Source organism: Nocardia sp. NPDC059691, from assembly GCF_042733915.1.
In the GTDB taxonomy this organism is placed as follows: domain Bacteria; phylum Actinomycetota; class Actinomycetes; order Mycobacteriales; family Mycobacteriaceae; genus Nocardia; species Nocardia sichangensis.
Genome location: NZ_JBHWFB010000004.1, coordinates 256,360 through 274,638, shown reverse-complemented (window position 1 = coordinate 274,638; position 18,279 = coordinate 256,360). Strand labels below are relative to the sequence as shown.

General features: G+C 68.8%; 18 protein-coding genes. 15 read left to right on the top strand and 3 right to left on the bottom strand.

Annotated elements, in window-relative coordinates:
• The first annotated feature begins 74 nt into the window (after positions 1-74).
• From ACFV2O_RS11590 to ACFV2O_RS11550, 9 genes are all read left to right on the top strand, one after another.
• Positions 75-776, top strand: a complete 702-nt coding sequence (locus ACFV2O_RS11590; protein ID WP_355077503.1) for an HAD family phosphatase — start codon at positions 75-77, stop codon at positions 774-776.
• 159 nt (positions 777-935) lie between these two features.
• Positions 936-1,799 carry an arpA protein gene (locus ACFV2O_RS11585; RefSeq protein WP_355077505.1) on the top strand — a complete coding sequence of 288 codons (864 nt, stop codon included), beginning with the start codon at positions 936-938 and terminating at the stop codon, positions 1,797-1,799.
• Between the two features lie 44 nt (positions 1,800-1,843).
• The gene (locus tag ACFV2O_RS11580; protein ID WP_364428360.1) at positions 1,844-2,680 is read left to right on the top strand and encodes a class I SAM-dependent methyltransferase; all 837 of its coding nucleotides are present in this window, start codon (positions 1,844-1,846) and stop codon (positions 2,678-2,680) included.
• Positions 2,677-4,491 (top strand): choline/carnitine O-acyltransferase, encoded by a 1,815-nt coding sequence (locus ACFV2O_RS11575; RefSeq protein WP_379251755.1) that lies wholly within the window; start codon positions 2,677-2,679, stop codon positions 4,489-4,491. Before ACFV2O_RS11580 ends, ACFV2O_RS11575 begins: the two co-directional genes overlap by 4 nt.
• A gap of 120 nt (positions 4,492-4,611) precedes the next feature.
• The gene (locus ACFV2O_RS11570) at positions 4,612-4,875 is read left to right on the top strand and encodes a phosphoribosyl-ATP diphosphatase (protein ID WP_039798430.1); all 264 of its coding nucleotides are present in this window, start codon (positions 4,612-4,614) and stop codon (positions 4,873-4,875) included.
• A gap of 47 nt (positions 4,876-4,922) precedes the next feature.
• Complete coding sequence (gene hisG, locus ACFV2O_RS11565) at positions 4,923-5,774, top strand: ATP phosphoribosyltransferase (protein ID WP_379251754.1); 852 nt, start codon at positions 4,923-4,925, stop codon at positions 5,772-5,774.
• 113 nt (positions 5,775-5,887) lie between these two features.
• The gene (locus ACFV2O_RS11560) at positions 5,888-6,022 is read left to right on the top strand and encodes a hypothetical protein (RefSeq protein ID WP_355077510.1); all 135 of its coding nucleotides are present in this window, start codon (positions 5,888-5,890) and stop codon (positions 6,020-6,022) included.
• Complete coding sequence (locus tag ACFV2O_RS11555; RefSeq protein WP_379251753.1) at positions 6,022-7,218, top strand: YeiH family protein; 1,197 nt, start codon at positions 6,022-6,024, stop codon at positions 7,216-7,218. The genes ACFV2O_RS11560 and ACFV2O_RS11555 overlap by 1 nt, the downstream gene beginning before the upstream one ends.
• Positions 7,219-7,373: 155 nt before the next feature.
• Positions 7,374-7,601, top strand: coding sequence for a hypothetical protein (locus tag ACFV2O_RS11550; RefSeq protein WP_355077513.1), 228 nt, complete (start codon positions 7,374-7,376; stop codon positions 7,599-7,601).
• 4 nt (positions 7,602-7,605) lie between these two features.
• Here ACFV2O_RS11550 and ACFV2O_RS11545 read toward each other — a convergent pair whose 3' ends face one another.
• On the bottom strand, positions 7,606-8,517 hold the full coding sequence (locus tag ACFV2O_RS11545; RefSeq protein WP_379251752.1) for a RecB family exonuclease: 912 nt from the start codon (positions 8,515-8,517) through the stop codon (positions 7,606-7,608).
• Positions 8,518-8,591: 74 nt separating this feature from the next.
• Between ACFV2O_RS11545 and ACFV2O_RS11540 the strand changes: the two genes are divergently transcribed.
• The gene (locus ACFV2O_RS11540; protein ID WP_355077516.1) at positions 8,592-9,425 is read left to right on the top strand and encodes a tRNA (adenine-N1)-methyltransferase; all 834 of its coding nucleotides are present in this window, start codon (positions 8,592-8,594) and stop codon (positions 9,423-9,425) included.
• A gap of 31 nt (positions 9,426-9,456) precedes the next feature.
• On the opposite strand, the gene ACFV2O_RS11535 is transcribed toward ACFV2O_RS11540, so the two are convergent.
• Positions 9,457-9,972: a hypothetical protein gene (locus tag ACFV2O_RS11535; RefSeq protein WP_364428346.1), complete on the bottom strand. Its 516-nt coding sequence runs from the start codon at positions 9,970-9,972 to the stop codon at positions 9,457-9,459.
• Positions 9,973-10,151: 179 nt separating this feature from the next.
• Between ACFV2O_RS11535 and arc the strand changes: the two genes are divergently transcribed.
• From arc to ACFV2O_RS11520, 3 genes are all read left to right on the top strand, one after another.
• Complete coding sequence (gene arc, locus ACFV2O_RS11530) at positions 10,152-11,912, top strand: proteasome ATPase (RefSeq protein ID WP_379251751.1); 1,761 nt, start codon at positions 10,152-10,154, stop codon at positions 11,910-11,912.
• A gap of 183 nt (positions 11,913-12,095) precedes the next feature.
• Positions 12,096-12,731, top strand: coding sequence for a TetR/AcrR family transcriptional regulator (locus tag ACFV2O_RS11525; RefSeq protein ID WP_379251750.1), 636 nt, complete (start codon positions 12,096-12,098; stop codon positions 12,729-12,731).
• The gene (locus tag ACFV2O_RS11520) at positions 12,724-14,247 is read left to right on the top strand and encodes a glycosyltransferase family 39 protein (RefSeq protein ID WP_379251749.1); all 1,524 of its coding nucleotides are present in this window, start codon (positions 12,724-12,726) and stop codon (positions 14,245-14,247) included. Before ACFV2O_RS11525 ends, ACFV2O_RS11520 begins: the two co-directional genes overlap by 8 nt.
• A 12-nt stretch (positions 14,248-14,259) precedes the next feature.
• Here the strand turns inward: ACFV2O_RS11520 and ACFV2O_RS11515 are convergent, their stop codons facing one another.
• Complete coding sequence (locus ACFV2O_RS11515; RefSeq protein ID WP_379251748.1) at positions 14,260-16,350, bottom strand: acyltransferase family protein; 2,091 nt, start codon at positions 16,348-16,350, stop codon at positions 14,260-14,262.
• 224 nt (positions 16,351-16,574) lie between these two features.
• Between ACFV2O_RS11515 and ACFV2O_RS11510 the strand changes: the two genes are divergently transcribed.
• Both ACFV2O_RS11510 and ACFV2O_RS11505 read left to right on the top strand, forming a co-directional pair.
• Positions 16,575-17,057, top strand: coding sequence for a TrkA C-terminal domain-containing protein (locus ACFV2O_RS11510; RefSeq protein WP_355077526.1), 483 nt, complete (start codon positions 16,575-16,577; stop codon positions 17,055-17,057).
• Between the two features lie 4 nt (positions 17,058-17,061).
• Complete coding sequence (locus tag ACFV2O_RS11505) at positions 17,062-18,243, top strand: cation:proton antiporter (RefSeq protein WP_355077528.1); 1,182 nt, start codon at positions 17,062-17,064, stop codon at positions 18,241-18,243.
• Positions 18,244-18,279: the final 36 nt, after the last annotated feature.

The window sequence follows — 18,279 nt, the reverse complement described above, 5'->3', positions numbered from 1 at the left end:
AGCGGCTTCGTCCCGGCGGTACGGTTCGTGCGGCGGCCGGGTGATCTCGGAAGGTTCGCAACGGCGCCCGCGACATGGACGAGAGCTGGGAGAAGGACCGAAACGTGACAGCGCGACTGGCCGGAGTGCTCTGGGACATGGACGGCACGCTCCTCGACTCGGAGAAGCTCTGGGATGTCGCGGTGCGGGAACTGGCACGTGAGCACGGTCACGAGATGACCGATGCGATCCGGCACGCGCTGATCGGGGCGTCCGGCCCGAACGCGCTGCGGATCATGTTCACCGGCTTGGGCATCGAGCCGACGCCGGACTCGTTGCGTGCGGCGGGGGAGTTCCTGGAGCGGCGGGTGACCGAATTGATGACCGGCCCCATCCCGTGGCGGCCTGGTGCGAAGGATGCGCTGGCCATGGTGCGCGCGGCGGGGCTGGCCAGCGCGCTCGTCACCAATACCAAGCGGTCGCTCACGGAGTTCGGCCTCGACACGCTGGGCCGGGACTTCTTCGATGTCTCGGTCTGCGGCGACGAGGTGGCGCACGGCAAGCCGGAGCCGGATGTCTACCTGCGCGCTGCCGAGCTGCTCGGGCTCGATCCGGAACAGTGTGTGGCGGTGGAGGATTCGCCGACCGGTACGCGTGCGGCGCAGGCCGCGGGCTGTGCGGTGGTGGTCGTCCCGTGCGAGATTCCGGTGCCGCACGCGCCGGGGCGGGTGTTCCGGGATTCATTGATCGGGCTGACCGTCGCGGAACTCGAAAACGCTCTGCGCGTGCGGGATTGAGCCATCCGGGTGGCCGCGGCGCGCGACGTTCGCGCACGAACCGTGCCGAGAGTTACTGTGCCGCAACGGGTGTGCGTGCAGATGATAGGTGTGACCGTGATCACCGGCAATCTCGCCGAATCCCGGGCGTGTCGGCGACCGCTCCACCAAAATGACGCCATGGCAGCGTTGGGCGTCCTCGACGAGATCGTAGATACCGGACGGTATCCCCTGGCGGAGGCGGAAGGACCCGCGCTGCGGGAAGCGGTTCGGCGCGCCCGTGCGGAACTGGCCGACACCGGCTGCACCGTGCTGCGTGGCTTCATCCGCCCGGAACTGACCGAGACGTTGCGGGCGCAGGGCGAGCTGATGGCCCCGCACGCGCACTACGAGGTCGAGCGGGTCAACGCCTACAACATTCCGCTGGACGCCGACCTGCCGGAGGACCATCCAGGCCGGATCGTGCTCGAGCGGGGCAACGCCTTCGTGCCCCGCGACCGCATCCCCGCCGACGCGCTGATCCACAGGCTCTACACCGACGAGCTGTTCCAGCGATTCGTCGCCGACTGCTTCGACCTGTCGGAATTGCACGAATTCGCCGATCCCCTCGCGGGACTGTGCCTGAACGTCGTCGCGCCGGGCATGTCGCACCCCTGGCATTTCGACACCAACGAATTCACCGTCTCGATGCTGACCCAGCCCGCCGAGGAGGGCGGCGTCTTCGAGTACTGCCCCAACATCCGCACACCCGAGGCGGAACACCTCGACGACGTCCGCGCCGTGCTCACCGGCACCGGCGAGCGCTTCGTCCAGCGGCTCGAACTGCGTCCGGGCGACCTGCAGCTGTTCCAGGGTCGCTTCTCGTTGCACCGCGTCTCACCCGTCGACGGTGCGCGTCAGCGCCATTCGGCCATTTTCGCCTACACCGATCGTCCCGGGATGGTCGGCACGGTGGAGCGCACCCGGCAGTTGTTCGGCCGCGTGCTACCCGACCACCTAGCCGCCGCGGCCGACGCCGTCCGGGGCGATCGACTGCTCGACTGAGCCGAACGGCTCGACTGACCGAGCTCGACCCGAGAGGACCGACAGTGCCAGTGCCGTTAGACACCACCGGGAAAGCGTCTTTCGACGATATCTACGTCCGCCCCGATCCGCGCGCCTACTACGCGCGCATGTCCGAATTGGACTACCGCATTCCGGAACTGGCGAAACCGTTCTTCCAGCAGCAGATTCGGGAATACCGCGCGTCCGCCCGGGTCGCCGTGCCGACCGTGCTCGACCTCGGCTGCTCCTACGGTGTGAACGCCGCGCTGCTGCGCCTCGACACCACGATCGGCGAGCTGGCCGAGCATTACGCGGCCGCCGACACCGATCGGGCCGGTCTGATCCGGCGCGACCGAGACCGCGTGGCGGGGCGGGCCGCGGTGGAGGACGTCCGCTTCCTCGGCATGGACGCCGCCCGCCCAGCTCTGGAGTACGCGCGGGAGGCCGGGCTCCTGCACGACGTCGTGCACGCCGACCTCGAGTCCGGCGAGCCGACCGACGAGCAGCGCGCCCTGCTCGCGACCGCCGATCTGGTCGTCTCCACCGGCTGCGTCGGGTATATCACCGAGAAAACCTTGACTCGAGTGGCCACCGCGCACCCGCGCAGGCGGCCGTGGATGGCACACTTCGTACTGCGCATGTTCGACTTCGCACCGATCGAGGCGGAACTCGCCGCGCTCGGCTACCGGACCGAGCACGCGCCGGGGTTGTACGAGCAACGCAGGTTCGCCTCCGCGGCCGAACAGGCGCAGGTGCTGAACACCCTGTCCGCCAACGGGATCGACACGACCGGCCGGGAAGACCAGGGCTGGCTGTATGCCAACCTGTACGTGTCGAGGCCGCTGCCGAAACATCACGCCGACACCGAGGACTCGCATTGACCGAACGCACCTTCGCCGCCGACGACCACCTTCCCCGGGTGCCCCTGCCGACGCTGGAGGACAGCTGTGGCCGGTTCCTGCAGTGGTGCGAGCCGCTGCTGACCGCCGAAGAGATCGCCGCCACCCGGGCCGCGGTCGACGACCTGTTGCGACCCGACGGGCCGGGGCGCACGCTGCACGCGGCGCTCGCGGAGTACGACGCGACGCCCGGCGTCGGCAGCTGGCTCGACCTGTTCTGGCCGTCGCGATACCTGGGCAGGCGGGACCGGATCGCCCTGAACGCGAACTTCTTCTTCCTGTTCCGGGACGACACCCCACTGGCCGCCTCCACCGCCGCGACTCAGGTGGACCGGGCGGCGGGCATCATCTCCGCCGCCGTCGACTACAAGCTGGCCCTCGACCGCGAGGCCGTCCCGCCGGTGACCCAGCGCGGGCAGCAGCTGTCCATGTGGCAGAACAAGTACCTGTTCTCCGAGACCAGGATCCCCGGCGTGGAGCAGGACACGGTCCGGGTCCCCTACAGCGCGGAATGGCCGGGCCCCTCGCAGGCCCGGCACATCGTGGTGTTCTTCCACGGCAGCACGTTCCGGATGGACGTGATCGGCCCGGACGGAGCGCCGTACTCGCCGGAGGATCTCGCCGACGGGCTGCGCGCGGTGCTGAAGGCGGGCGCCCGCCCGGCCCGCACCGACACCGCCGTCGGGCACCTCACCACCAAGGCCCGCGCGGAATGGGCCAAGAGCAGGCAGCGGCTGCTGGCCGAGCCCGCGAACGCCGCGGCGCTCGACACCATCGAGACCGCGCTGTTCGCCGTCTGCCTCGAGGACTTCGCCCCGCGCGACGAACTGCACGCCTGCGACGAGTTGCTGCACGGCGACAGCGCGAACCGGTGGTTCGACAAATCGGTGTCCTTCGTCGTCTTCGCCGACGGACAGGCGGGCATCAATGTCGAGCACTGCGGACTCGACGGCACCACCATCCTGTCGTTCGTGGACACCCTGCTGGAAACCTCGGTGCCGGAACACGCCGCCCACTCCGGCGCACAGGCGCAGGGACTGCCCGCGGTGGAGCCGGTCGAGTTCGTGCTCGACGAGGCGCAGCGCGGCGATATCGCCGCGGCGGCCGCCGCCTTCGCCCAGTACGCCGCGGCGAACGCCACCCAGACGGTGTCGTTCCAGGACTTCGGCACCGCCAGGGCCAAGCAGCTCGGCATCTCGCCGGACGCGTTCGCGCAGTTGAGCTACCAGCTGGCCCATCGGCGCAGCAAGGGGCTCACCGGCGCGACCTACGAGTCCATCGCGACCAGGCAGTACCGCAACGGCCGCACCGAGGCCATGCGGGTGATCACCCCGGAGATGATCGCCTTCGTGGACGCGATGCAGGACCAGAACGCGAGCGCCGAGGCGAAGCTCGCCGCGGCGCGGACGGCCGCGTCCGCGCACGTGGAGCGGGCCAAGCAGTGCCAGGCCGGGGACGCGCCCGAGCAGCACCTGTGGGAGCTGCAGTGGATCCAGCGCCGCCGCGGCGCGGAACTGGGCGTCACCGATCCGATCCCGCTCTACGACAGCCCCGGCTGGACGATCATGCGCGACGACTACCTGAGCACCAGCTCGGCGCCGTCGGTCAACATCCGCTACTTCGGTTTCGGCTCCACCAGTCCCCGCTGCATCGGCATCGCCTACGTCCTGCTGCCGGACCGCTGGAATCTCTACCTGGCCACTCCGAAACCGGTCGCCGACCAGATGCACGCGTTCGCCGACCACCTCCGCACGGCGGTCGCCGACCTGCAGGCGCTGCTCGCCGGGAACTAGCCGCTTTCCGCCCGGTTCCTCCGCACCCGGTCAGGGGTGGAGGAACCGGGCGGTCGCCGTTGCCGGCCATCCTGGGCCGGAGCAACAGACCCGCATCCGGGTCTGAAACAATGGCTCATCGTGAAGAACTTCGAATCCCTGTTCGCCGAACTGCAGGATCGTGCGGTCAACCGCCCCGAGGGGTCCGGAACCGTTGCCGCGCTGGACGCAGGCGTGCATACCCAGGGTAAGAAGGTGCTCGAGGAGGCCGGTGAAGTGTGGCTGGCCGCCGAACACGAGAGCGACGAGTCGCTCGCCGAGGAGATCTCCCAGCTGCTGTATTGGGTGCAGGTGCTGATGGTGGGTCGCGGGCTGAAGCTCGAAGACGTGTACCGACATCTGTGATGACGGCCGTCCGACACCCCGTTTCTCCTCCCGAAAGGACTCCCTCCATGCTGCGCGTCGCAGTCCCCAACAAAGGCGCCCTCTCCGAATCCGCCGTCTCGATCCTCTCCGAGGCGGGCTACCGCAAGCGCACGGATTCCCGCGATCTGACCGTGCTCGACCCGGCCAACCAGGTCGAGTTCTTCTTTCTGCGGCCCAAGGACATCGCGATCTACGTCGGTTCCGGGGAGCTGGATCTCGGCATCACCGGTCGTGATCTCGCCCTCGATTCCGGCGCACCGGTGCAGGAACGGCTCGCCCTCGGCTTCGGCCGCTCCACCTTCCGTTACGCCGCCCCGGCCGGACGGGAGTGGAAGGTCGAGGACCTCGCCGACAAGCGCATCGCCACGTCCTACCCGAACCTGGTGCTCGACGATCTGCGCGGCCGCGGCATCGAGGCCGAGGTGATCCGCCTCGACGGCGCGGTGGAGATCTCCATCCAGCTCGGCGTCGCCGACGCCATCGCCGACGTCGTCGGTTCCGGGCGCACGCTGCGCCAGCACAACCTCGTCGCGTTCGGTGAATCGCTGTGCGACTCCGAGGGTGTGCTGGTCGAGCGCAAGGACGCCGATCGCGGCGACCGGGCACGGAATCAGCTCGTCGCCCGGATCCAGGGCGTGGTCTTCGCCCAGCAGTACGTCATGCTGGACTACGACTGCCCGAAGGATTTGCTCGACGAGGCGTTCGTCATCACCCCCGGGTTGGAATCGCCGACCGTGGCGCCGCTGGCCGACACCGGCTGGGTCGCGGTGCGCGCACTGGTGCCGCGCAAGCAGAGCAACGAGTTGATGGACAAGCTGGCCGATCTGGGCGCGAAAGCCATCCTGGCCACGGACATCCGCTCCTGCCGCGCATTCTGAACGCCGGATTCGTCCGATACGCCTGATTCGTTCAGGCTGAGCGCAATCGGTGTGCCCTGTGACCGGGGGTTGCTACCGTGCGGCCTCTCGATGAGGAAACGCAAGGAGCCCCCGTGTCACAGTCACCACCCGAGGAGCAGTCGGGCAGCACATTCACCTGGAACGAGGACTGGCTGGCGGCGATCGCCGGGCTGATCCTGATCGCGCTGGTCCTGCTCGGCGCGATTCCGGATTGGCTGGTGCCGTGATGGCCGAGACCGGCGCCGAATCGGCGAAGGAATCGAAGGCTCTGGCGGACAAGGATTCCGGCGTGGCCGCGCCCGGCGGAATCCCGTCATCCGAGACGGAAGCGGTGCAGGCGACGTCCCGGCCGACCGCCGGGACCATCGCGGCCGGTATCGCGGTCGTGATCGTGCTCGGCGCCCTCACCCGCTACTTCGAGACACACGTCCCGCAGTGGGCAGTGGGCACTCCGTTCCAGCGCGTCGCCAAGTCCGTCGAATACCCGGTGTACGCCATCGCCCTTGGTCTGCTCGGCAATGTCGTGCTGAGCAAACTCGCACTGCGCGACCGGCTTTCGGCGGGTTTCCGCACCGAATTCTTCATCAAGACCGGCGTGGTGCTGCTCGGCGCTTCGATCAACCTGAAGGTCCTGGTCACCGCGGCGGGTCCGTCGATCCTGCAAGCGCTGCTGCTGATCACGGCCGTGTTCGGCTTCACCTGGTGGCTGGGCGGACGCCTCGGGCTGGACGACAAGCTGCGCGCGCTGCTGTCCTCGGCGGTGTCGATCTGCGGTGTCAGCGCGGCTATCGCCGCGGCGGGCGCGGTGCAAGCGCGGCGCGAGCAGATCGCCTACGCGGCCTCGCTGGTGATCGTCTTCGCGTTGCCCTCGATCTTCCTGCTGCCGTGGCTGGCGGAGGAGCTCGGCTTGTCGGACGCGGTCGCGGGCGCCTGGATCGGCGGCAATATCGACACCACGGCGGCGGTCGCGGCCTCCGGCGCGATCGCGGGGGAGAAGGCGCTGCAGATCGCCACCATCGTCAAGACCACGCAGAACGCGCTGATCGGTGTGGTCGCCATCGCGCTGACCGCGTACTTCACGCTGCGCGTCGAGCGGGCGCCCGGTGCGGTGCGGCCCTCGCCGCGCCAGTTCTGGGAGCGGTTCCCGAAGTTCGTGCTCGGCTTCATCGCCGCCTCGGTCATCGGCACGCTGTACCTGCAGGCGGTGGACAAGAAGTCCGGTGCGGCGCACATCGCGATCATCAACGATCTGCGCACCTGGTTCCTGATCTTCGCGTTCGTCTCCATCGGCTTGGAGTTCTCGCTGCGCGGACTGCGGGAAGCGGGCTGGCGGCCGGTCGTGGTGTTCGGGTCCGCGGCGGTCGTGAATCTCGCGGTGGGTCTCGGACTCTCGGTGCTGCTGTTCCACAATTTCACCGCCTGAGCGTCGGCCCCATGGATACGCAGCCGAAACTCGGGCACGCGATGTCGCCCGGTCCTGGACATCGGGGCCGGGCGGCCCGCCGTTCGGGAAATGTTCACCGGCCGAATACGCGGGTCGGCTCGAAACCACCGGCCTCATCGGGAAGACTGTCGGGCGTGTCGGACAGGATCAACGACGAGAAGGCCGCGGCGGAGCCGGGCCGACGAGCGACCACCCCGGCGGCCGACGGTGTCCCCGCGCGCGGCACGGCGTGGACGCGGATACGAAACCTGTTCATCATCGCGGGCGACGCGGTACTGGTCGTGGTCCTGATCGGAGCGGTTTTCCTGCTCGGCGAGCGCGGGACGTCATTGGACTTCCTGGTGGCCGCGCTGGGCCACTAGCTCGTCAGTCCGAGACGGCTTCGGCCAGGGTCTCGTCCGGGGATTCGGTGACGCCGCCGGTCGGCCAGCCAGGGTAGGGCGGCGGCGTGCCGCCGAATGCCGGGCACAAAGGCTTGTAGTCGCAGTACGAGCACAGCCAGCTGGTGTTCGGCTGGAAGTCCCCGGTGCGCCCCGCCTCGAGAATGGCCGCCCACAGTGCCGAGAGCGTGCGCTCGAAGCGCAGCAACTCCTGCTCCTCGGGGGCGTAGGTGAGGATCTGCTCGTCGGCGAGGTAGATCAGCCGCAGCTGGGCGGGCACCAGGCCGCGGGTGCGCAGTACGACCAGCGCGTAGAACTTCAACTGGAACAGCGCTTTGGTCTCTTGCGTCGGCCCCGGCGCGCGGCCGGTCTTGTAGTCCACGACGCGCAGGGCGCCGCTTGGCGCGAGGTCGATCCGGTCGACGAACCCACGCAGTGGTGCGCCGTCGCCCAGTTCCACTTCCACCCGCGCTTCGCGCGACTCCGGATCGAACCGGGTCGGATCCTCCAGCCGGTAGTAGCGGCGCACCAGCGCGCGCACCTCCTCGAGGAACGCGTCGAGTTGCCCCGCGGCGACCAGTTCCGCCACCTCCGGCTGTTGGGCGTGCACCCGCGCCCACGCCGTCGGCACCAGGGCCTCGGCGCGCTCGGGCACCCGCTCGGCCGCGGGCAGCCCGTAGAGGTCCTCCAGCACCGCGTGCACCACCGTGCCGCGCACCGCGTGCACCGAAGGCCGCTCCGGTATCCGATCGATCGCGCGGAAGCGGTATTTCAGCGGACACTGCTTGAAATCCATTGCCCGGGAAGGCGAGAGCGCGGGCCGGGCGCGGGTGGCCGTCGGATCGGGCCGGGCGGTCCGCGCGTCGTCGGCAGGGGGCGTGGACACGGGCGAGCACATACCTGGCAGGCTATCCGGCGGCACCGACACGCCGGTGCGTCACAGCACGATTCCGACAAGTGGAACGGAGATTCATGACGGCCAGACGGACCGGGCCATTCACCATCGGTGACCGGGTGCAGCTGACCGATGCCAAAGGACGCCTGTACACGGTGGTCTTGGAGCCGGGCAAGGAATTCCACACCCATCGCGGCGGGATCAAGCACGACAGCCTCATCGGCGCCGACGAGGGCAGCGTGGTGCATTCCACCAACGGCACGCCCTACCTCGCACTGCGTCCGCTGCTGATCGACTACGTGCTGTCCATGCCGCGCGGCGCCGCGGTGATCTACCCGAAGGACGCCGCGCAGATCGTGCACGAGGGCGACATGTTCCCCGGCGCGCGTGTGCTGGAAGCCGGCGCGGGGTCCGGTGCGCTGACCTGCTCGCTGCTGCGGGCGGTGGGGCCGCAGGGGCAGGTGGTGTCCTACGAGATCCGCGCCGACCACGCAGAGCACGCGATCCGCAACGTCGAGACGTTTTTCGGCGAGCGGCCGGCGAACTGGTCGCTGACCGTGGGTGACGTGGCCGACTACACCGGAGAGCCGGTGGATCGCGCGGTACTGGACATGCTCGCGCCGTGGGATGCGCTACCGGCGGTGTCCAAGGCGCTCGTGCCGGGCGGCGTGCTGATCGTCTATGTGGCCACCGTCACCCAGCTGTCGAAAGTGGTCGAAGCGCTGCGCGAGCAGGAGTGCTGGACCGAGCCACGCTCCTGGGAGTCGCTGGTGCGACCGTGGCATGTGGTCGGCCTCGCCGTGCGGCCCGAGCATCGCATGCAGGGTCACACCGCCTTCCTGGTCAGCGCCCGCAGGCTCGCCGAGGGCACCGTCACGCCCAAGCCGCAGCGCAGGCCCTCGAAGGGCTGAGCGCGGCCGGGCGGGCGAGGTGGTGGCCGACTCAGGCCGGGACGCAGGGCGCCTGCGCGAAGCCGAGCAGCAGACAGCCGCTCGCGTCCGTCAGCTTCCAGGTGCCGTCGACGTTTTCCCAGCTCAGCGGCACGGCGGGGGCGGCGCCATGCGGGGAGGTGATGGTCACCTGCGCGTTCGCGGTGTTGCCCTGGGTGGTGATGTCGGCGACGGCGAAGGTGAGCGCGTAGCCCTGCAGGCCCTTGTTCATCTGGTCGATGTTCGCTGTGCGCTTTTCACCGTTGACGATCAGCTTGGCCTTCTCGGGGGTGGGTACAGTCGGATCGGTGAGCTTTACCAGCACGGCCTGCAAGGTATCGGCGGTCGGCGCACCGGTCGCATGGGCGGAGTGATCGTGGGTACCCGACGCGGCGGTGCTGGTGGCGGCCGAGGTCGCCGCGCCGGTGGAGTCGTCGTCGGAGCCGCACGCCGCCACCGCGCCGGAGATGGCCAGCGCCGCCGCGGCGGTGACGAGGGAAAAACGCAGGGTTCTCGCGGGAAGGAGCATGGTCGGCAACCTTTCGGCTCGAGCGGCGAGGAGGCTCGCCAGGGTCGGGTTAGGGCAGGCTAACATGGTGATCCGGCCGCCGATCGCGGCCCAGATGTGATCACCACGAAACCATGTCGGAAAGCGAGAACGGGTCGCGCCCGGTAGCGTTGATAGACCGGGACTGGGAGGAGCAGCACATGAGCCCCATCGAGAATTCGGATTCGGCGGCCTGGAGAGAGCTCGAGGCAGTGCGCGCCGAGGCGGCTGCACTCCGAAGGCAACTCGCCGATTCGCCGGATCGCACACGGGAATTGGAAGCCCGCATCGATTCGCTGACCATTCGCAACACGAAGTTGATGGACACCCTCAAGGAAGCGCGCCAGCAGCTGGTCGCGCTGCGTGAGGAGGTCGATCGGCTGGGTCAGCCGCCGAGCGGATACGGCATTCTGATCGGTGTGTACGACGATCAGACGGTCGACGTGTTCACTTCGGGTCGCAAGATGCGGTTGACGTGTTCGCCGAACATCGAGACCTCGACGCTCGAGTACGGTCAGACCGTCCGCCTCAACGAGGCGCTCACGGTCGTCGAGGCCGGGCACTACGACGCGGTCGGCGAGATCGGCACCCTCCGGGAGATCCTCGACGACGGTCGTCGCGCCCTGGTCGTCGGCCATGCCGACGAGGAGCGTGTGGTGTGGCTGGCAGGCCCGCTGGCGAAGGTCGCCGAGGTGGACGACCTCGACGATCCCGATTCCCCCATCCGCAAGCTGCGGCCGGGCGACTCGCTGCTGGTCGACACCAAGGCCGGTTTCGCCTTCGAGCGCATCCCCAAGGCCGAGGTCGAGGACCTCGTGCTGGAAGAGGTGCCCGACGTCGACTACAGCGACATCGGCGGTCTCGGCAGGCAGATCGAGCAGATCCGCGACGCGGTGGAGCTGCCGTTCCTGCACAAGGACCTCTTCCGCGAGTACGCGCTGCGTCCGCCGAAGGGTGTGCTGCTCTACGGTCCCCCCGGCTGCGGTAAGACGCTCATCGCCAAGGCGGTGGCCAACTCGCTGGCCAAGAAGATCGCCGAGGCGCGCGGTGAGGATGCCAAGGAAGCCAAGTCGTTCTTCCTGAACATCAAGGGCCCCGAGCTGCTCAACAAGTTCGTGGGTGAGACCGAGCGTCACATCCGGATCATCTTCCAGCGGGCCCGCGAGAAGGCGTCCGAGGGCACGCCGGTGATCGTGTTCTTCGACGAGATGGATTCCATCTTCCGCACCCGCGGCTCCGGCGTCTCCTCCGATGTCGAGACCACGGTGGTGCCGCAGCTGCTGTCGGAGATCGATGGTGTCGAGGGCCTGGAGAACGTCATCGTGATCGGCGCCTCCAACCGTGAGGACATGATCGATCCCGCGATCCTGCGGCCGGGCCGCCTGGACGTGAAGATCAAGATCGAGCGTCCGGACGCGGAGTCGGCGCAGGACATCTTCTCGAAGTACCTCACCAAGGAGTTGCCGCTGCACGACGACGACCTGGCCGAGTTCGGCGGCGACAAGCTCTTGTGCATCAACGCCATGATCGAACGCGTCGTCGACCGGATGTACGCCGAGAGCGAGGACAATCGCTTCCTGGAGGTCACCTACGCCAACGGTGACAAGGAGGTCCTGTACTTCAAGGACTTCAACTCCGGCGCCATGATCCAGAACATCGTGGACCGCTCCAAGAAGTACGCCATCAAGGCGGTGCTCGACACGGGCAACCCGGGTCTGCGCATCCAGCATCTCTACGATTCGATCGTGGACGAGTTCTCCGAGAACGAGGACCTGCCCAACACCACGAATCCGGACGACTGGGCACGCATCTCGGGTAAGAAGGGCGAGCGGATCGTCTACATCCGCACGCTGGTCACCGGAAAGAACGCCAGTGCCAGCCGCGCCATCGACACCGAGTCGAACACCGGTCAGTACCTGTAAAGGTTGCGCCGATCACGATGGGCCGCGTCTCCCCGGAGACGCGGCCCTTTCGCTGTCCAGGGCGCAGGTGACGGTGCACGGCGACGGCCGCGCCACTCGTATCCGGATGACTCTCGACGGCGCTCCATTCGAACGTCGTCGCTCATCAGCAGGCCTACAGTCCGCCCGTGCTAAAATTTGACCATGCGGCCAGAAAACAGTACGAGTGGCCAACGGCGGTCTTTCATCGAAGAGGCGCGACGGCGGCAGATCATCGCCTCCGCGGTGGAGGTGATCTCCGAGGTCGGGTACGCGAATGCTTCGCTGGCGCGGATCGCCGAGCGCGCGGGCATCTCCAAGGGCGTCATCTCGTATCACTTCGAGGGGAAGGACGATCTGATGACGCAGCTGGTGGTCCAGCTCTACGTCTCGGCCGCGGAGTACATCGCGCCACGGGTCGGCGCGGCGGCCGGACCGCGCGCGAGCCTGCTGGCCTACCTCGAATCGAACCTCGGTTTCATCGATGCGAACACCACGTATGTGGCGGCGCTGGTCGAGGTGGTGACGAATCTGCGGGACGCGGACGGCAACCCGAAGTTCGCCTCCGCCGACGGTGAACGCGACATCATCGCGCCGCTGGTCGACATCCTCACCGAAGGGCAGCGCACCGGCGAGTTCGGCGAGTTCGATCCGCTCTTGATGGCGAAGTCCATCCGCGACGCCATCGATGGCGCCGCCGGACGGGCGGTCCGGGAACAGGACTTCGCGATGGACGCGTACGCGGCACACGTGTGCCGGTTGTTCGACACGGCGACCCGGAAAGCGGATAAGGATGACTGAGGTACTGGACACCCAGCGGCGCCGGGACGATGCCACGACACCGTTGCCCTCGTTCGCCTTCGGCGGAGTCGGCGCAGTGGCGGCGCTGGGCGCGGTGGCGCTGCTGGTTTCCACCGAGCGGTACGGATTCTTCGGCGACGAGCTGTATTTCGTCGCGGCGGGCCGCAGGCTCGCGGTCGGCTACGCCGATCAGGGGCCGCTGCTACCCGCGATCGCGCGGATGACGGATCTGCTCGCCCCGGATTCACTGGTGGCACTGCGTCTTCCGGCCGTGCTCGTCACCGTGGCCGCGGTGGTGGTGACCGCCCAGATCGCCAGGGAGTTCGGAGGCGCTCGCCCGGCGCAGGTGCTGGCCGCGGCCGCGTATGCCACCTCGCCGTTCCTGCTGGTGCAGGGTGATCAGCTGGCCACCAATACGATCGACACGGCGTTGTGGGTAGTGGTGAGCTGGCTGGTGATCCGCTGGGTCCGCACCCGCCACGACGGCTTGCTGCTGGCCTCGGCGCTGCTCACCGCGGTGGATATGCAGGTCAAGTGGCTGATTCCCTTCTTCTGGTTCGCACTGGTGATCGGGGTGGCGATCTACGGACCGCGTGAGTTGCTGCGCCGCCCCGCCCTGTGGTGCGGCGCCGCGATCGTCGCCCTCACCTCGGTACCCAGCCTGGTGTGGCAGGCGGCGCACGGGTGGCCGCAGCTGCGTCTGGGTGGTGTGGTCGCCGCGGAGCAGGCCACGATCGGCGGGCGCTACATCTGGCTGCCGCTCGCGCTCGCCTCCGCCGGATTGATCGGTGGATTGCTGCTGGTGTACGGGGTGTGGACCCTGTTTCGTGCCGAAAGCTTGCGGCCGTACCGGTTTCTAGGTGTCCTGCCGTTGGTGCTGATCGTGGTCTTCATCGCGACCGGTGGACGACCGTACTATGCGGCGGGTTGCTACGGAGCGCTGATCGCGGTCGGTGCGGTGCGGTGGATGGAGAACCGGCGGCGATCGCGTGTGATCCTCACCGTTGCGGTGGCCGCGATATCCGTTGCGCTGGTGATTTTCTCGCTGCCCCTGCGCCCGGAATCCGACATCGACCCGGTCGACACCCAAGCCCAGGCGGGGCTGGAGATCGCGGTCTACGGGCGGTTCGGCTGGTCCGAACTCGCGGCCGGGACCGCGGCGGCCTACGCGGCGCTGCCGGAGCCGGAGCGGGCTTCGGCCGTGGTGATCGCCGATTCCTATTGGCAGGCAAGCGCCTTGGACCTCGCGCGCGCGACGCATGGCCTGCCCGCCGTCTTCAGTCCGAATCGCGGCTTCGGCTACTTCGGCACCCCGCCGGACACGGCGACGACGGTGCTGTGGGTGGGCGGCACCGAGGCCGATGTGCGCGCGCACTGCGCCGAGGTGACCCCGATCGGGCAAGTCGACGCTCGTCTCGGGTTCCCGGGGGTCACCCGCGGCGTCACTGTCTGGCGCTGCGCGCAGCCGCTCGTGCCGTGGTCGCGAGCCTGGCCGGACATGTTGCGGCTGAACTGATCCGGTTCCGGCTCACCACCAGCCGAGGATCGGCGACAACTGCCTGCCGAGTTCCGGTGCCAGCGACCGCGAATAGCTGGCGGTGAGGTGATGCTCGTCGTGGTAGATCAGGACGTTGCCCTCGGTGACCGCGCACACGTCGCGTTCGCACAGCGCGTCGGACAGGTCCAGCGGGAACACGTTGGGGAACGAGGCGGCGAACTCCAGCGCCGGATCGACCGGGTTCAGCGCCTCCGCGCGCGGCATCCCGCAGCTGATCCGGTCGCCGTACTGGGCGAGGCAATCGATGGCCCGGTACCGCACGCCGTCGCGGCGCAGCCACGGCGTGTCACGGATGGCGAGCACGTTGAGTCCGCGGTCGGCCAGGCGGGTCCAGACGTCCAGATAGTCGGCCGGGGTCTCGTCACCCGCGCCGTCACGAGGGCGGGTCGCTGTCGTGAACACCCACTCCGGGCGTTCGACGCCCAGGCGGTCGATCACCTCCACAGACCAGTCGCGGCAGTCCGGATTCGCTTCACCCTTGTACATCGGTTCCGCCGCCACGGTCAGCGGGCAGCCCATCTTCAGGTAGACCTCGACCCGGAAGGAGTGCTCGCGGGCGAGCAGGTCGAGCGCGGGCACCCAATGCTCGGCATGCGAGCTGCCCACCACCGCGATGGTGCGCTCCGCGGCGGCGTCGCCGTAGGTGCAGGTGATGACCTCGCGGGTATCCCAGTCCGCGATGCAGCCGTCGCGCGAGGGGTAGGCCGCGTCCGCCGGCGCTTCGTACATGCTCGGCCGCATCGGAGCATCGGGCGCGCTCACGCCGTTGACCAGTGCTTCCGCGCCGGGATAGCGCGCCGAGTCCAGCCCGGCCACCGCTCGCGGCGGATTCGCCTTGGTCACCACCTGCTCGCCCAGCGCCGCCGCGAGTACCGCGATGCCGAGCGCCGCGACCAGCCGGCCGGTGCGGCGTCCTCGGGCGGGCGTCTTTCCGGCCGGACGACCGGACCGCATTCGTAGCGGCTGCTCGATGAACCGGTTGGTCAGGTGGGCGAGTACCAGCGACGCCCCGACGACGCCCAGACCCACGCCGAGTCCCGCGGTCGCGGCTCCGGTCCGCGCCAGGACGAAGATCAGGATCGGCCAGTGCCACAGATACAGCGCGTAGGACAGTTCGCCGAGGCGCACCGCGGCCGGTGCGCCGAGCAGCCGGTTCGGTAGTGGCTGATCGGCGGCGGCGAGACCGCCGCCCGCGACGATCAGCGCCAGTGTGGCCCCGACTGGCACCAGGGCGGCGGGACCGGGGAACCGATCGGCGCCGTCGATCAACCAACCGCACGTGAGCACCGCGACCGCGCCGAGGACGGCGGCCGCGACCCGCACCGAACGCGGCGGTGACAGCCAGGGCGCGACGATCGCCAGCAGCGCCCCGGCGAGGAGTTCCCAGGCGCGGGCGAAACTGTCGTAGTAGTTCCAGCCCTGATGCACCGCGGTACCGTGCGCGGCGTAGACGAACGAGGCCACCGCGCCCGCGGCGAGCACGATCGCCAAGGCCGGACGCACTGCCCCCGGACGAGCGAAACGCAGGCACAGGCCAGCGACCGACGCCACGACGATCAGCGCGAGCAGGTAGAACTGCATCTGCACCGCCATCGACCACAGATGCTGCAACGGGCTCACCGACGGATCGGCGGCCCGGTAGTCCGACCAGGACAGCGCCAGATACCAGTTCTGGTAGTACAGCAGCGACGCCAGCGTCTGCGCCGCCATCTCGCCCCACTGGGTGAACGGGCGAAGCAGCACGGTCGCCGCGACCACGGCCGCCAGAAGCGTGACCAGGGCGGGCAGTAATCGGCGGGCGAGCCGGCGAGCGGTGTGCGCGACACGGACCGTGCCGGTGGCCGCCACGCCGCGCAGCAGCGAGCCGGTGAAGAAGAACCCGGACAGCGCCAAGAACACGTCCACGCCGCCCGACACTCGGCCGAACCAGATGTGGAACGCCACCACCAGCGCGATCGCCACGCCGCGCAGCCCGTCCAGATCGTGCCGGTACCCGCCGGCGCCCGCCCGCGGGACGGCCGCCGCGGTGGCGACCGCACCCGGCCGGAGCAACCGATTCACCGCTCGGGCGACCGTCACCGGACTCGCGCGGCGCGGTCGTCGCGGAAACGGAATCCAACGGCTCGGCGACGGAGGCATGAACGGGACACGTCATTTCTCTTACCACGGGCGGTGAACCGTGGTCCAACTCGCAAGGCCGGAGTGGCGTGCGGAAACGGCGAGAAATACGGACAATTCGGTCACCCGTCGACGGGTCGTAACGGGTGGGTCGATAGGGTGAGGTCGTGAATGTTGAGGTGACACCCCTGCCGGGTATAGGTGTGCGCAAGGATTTTCCGCTGACCAATACACGACGCCGGATAGGGGTGATCGACCATCGCGACGGCACGATGGACCTCATCGTGAGCAAGCCGGACAACCCCGACGAGACCGAGCAGGTACCGCTGTCGGGGAAGGAGGCGGCCGTGCTGGCCAGTCTGCTCGGCGCGCCGCAACTGGTCGAACAACTGCGCGAGGAACACCGCGAGTTCACCGGACTGACCACCCGGCAGCTGTCCATCCCGGACCGCTCCCGCTTCGACGGACGCAGGCTGGGCGAAACTCAGATGCGCACCCGGACGAAGGCGTCCATCGTCGCCGTGGTCCGCAGTGGCCAGCCGATTCCCTCGCCGGGGCCGGACTTCACCTTCACCGCTGGAGACGTGCTGGTCGTCGTCGGCACGGTGGAGGGCCTCGAGGCCGCCGCCAAGATCCTGTTAGACGGCTGAGCGCATGGTCGCACACGAGACCGCGCTCGCGCTGATCCAGCTGGGCGCGGTGTTCTTCGGCCTCGGCCTGCTCGGGCGGATCGCCGCGCGCATCGGCATGTCGCCCATCCCGCTGTATCTGATCGGCGGACTGGTGTTCGGCACCGGTGGCCTCGTCGAGTTGCGGCAGGTGGACGACTTCATCCATCTCGCCAGCGAAATCGGCGTCGTCCTGCTGTTGTTGCTGCTCGGCCTGGAATACAGCGCTCCGGAACTGGTCACGGGCATGCGCCGATCGTGGGCCGCGGGCGTGGTGGACATCGTGCTCAACGCGACGCCGGGTGTGCTCGTCGCGCTCGGGCTCGGCTGGGGGTTCACCGGCGCCATCGCGATGGCCGGGGTCACCTACATCTCGTCCTCCGGCATCGTCGCGAAGGTGCTCAACGATCTGGGCAGGCTCGGTAACCGGGAAACGCCGGTGATCCTGTCCATCCTGGTGTTCGAGGACCTGGTGATGGCCGGATACCTGCCGGTGCTGACCGCGGTGCTGGCCGGAGTCGGTTTCCTCGCCGGACTGAAGACGCTGGCCATCGCCCTGGCGGCGGTCACGGTCGTGCTGATCGTCGCGCTGCGCTACGGCCGCTACGTTTCCGCGATCGTCGACAGCGCCGACCGCGAGATCTTCCTGTTGAAGCTGCTGGGTTCCGCGCTGCTGGTGGCGGGCGCGGCCTCCGCTGTGCAAGTGTCCGCGGCGGTCGGCGCGTTCCTGCTCGGCATCGCGATCTCGGACTCCACCGCGCACAACGCCACCAAGCTCCTGGAACCTCTGCGCGACCTGTTCGCCGCACTGTTCTTCGTGCTGTTCGGCCTGAGCACCGACCCGACGAGCATTCCGCCGGTGCTGGGCTGGGCGTGCCTGCTGGCACTGGTCACGACGGCCAGCAAGATCGCCACCGGATGGTGGGCGGCCAAGCGGGCCGGTGCGGGCCGCTTGGGCCGGGCGCGGGCGGGCACCGCCCTGGTCGCCCACGGCGAGTTCTCGATCGTCATCGCGGGTCTCGCGGTGGCCGCTGGCGCGGTCCCCGCCGAATTCGCCGCGCTGGCCACAACCTACGTGCTGTTGATGGCGGTGCTCGGGCCGGTCGTCAGCCGGTTCGTCGAGCCGGCGATGGCGCTGCTGCTGCGTCGGCGCGCCGCGGTGTCCTGACCGATTCGTTCGAGCCCCCACGGGACGGCCATGGTG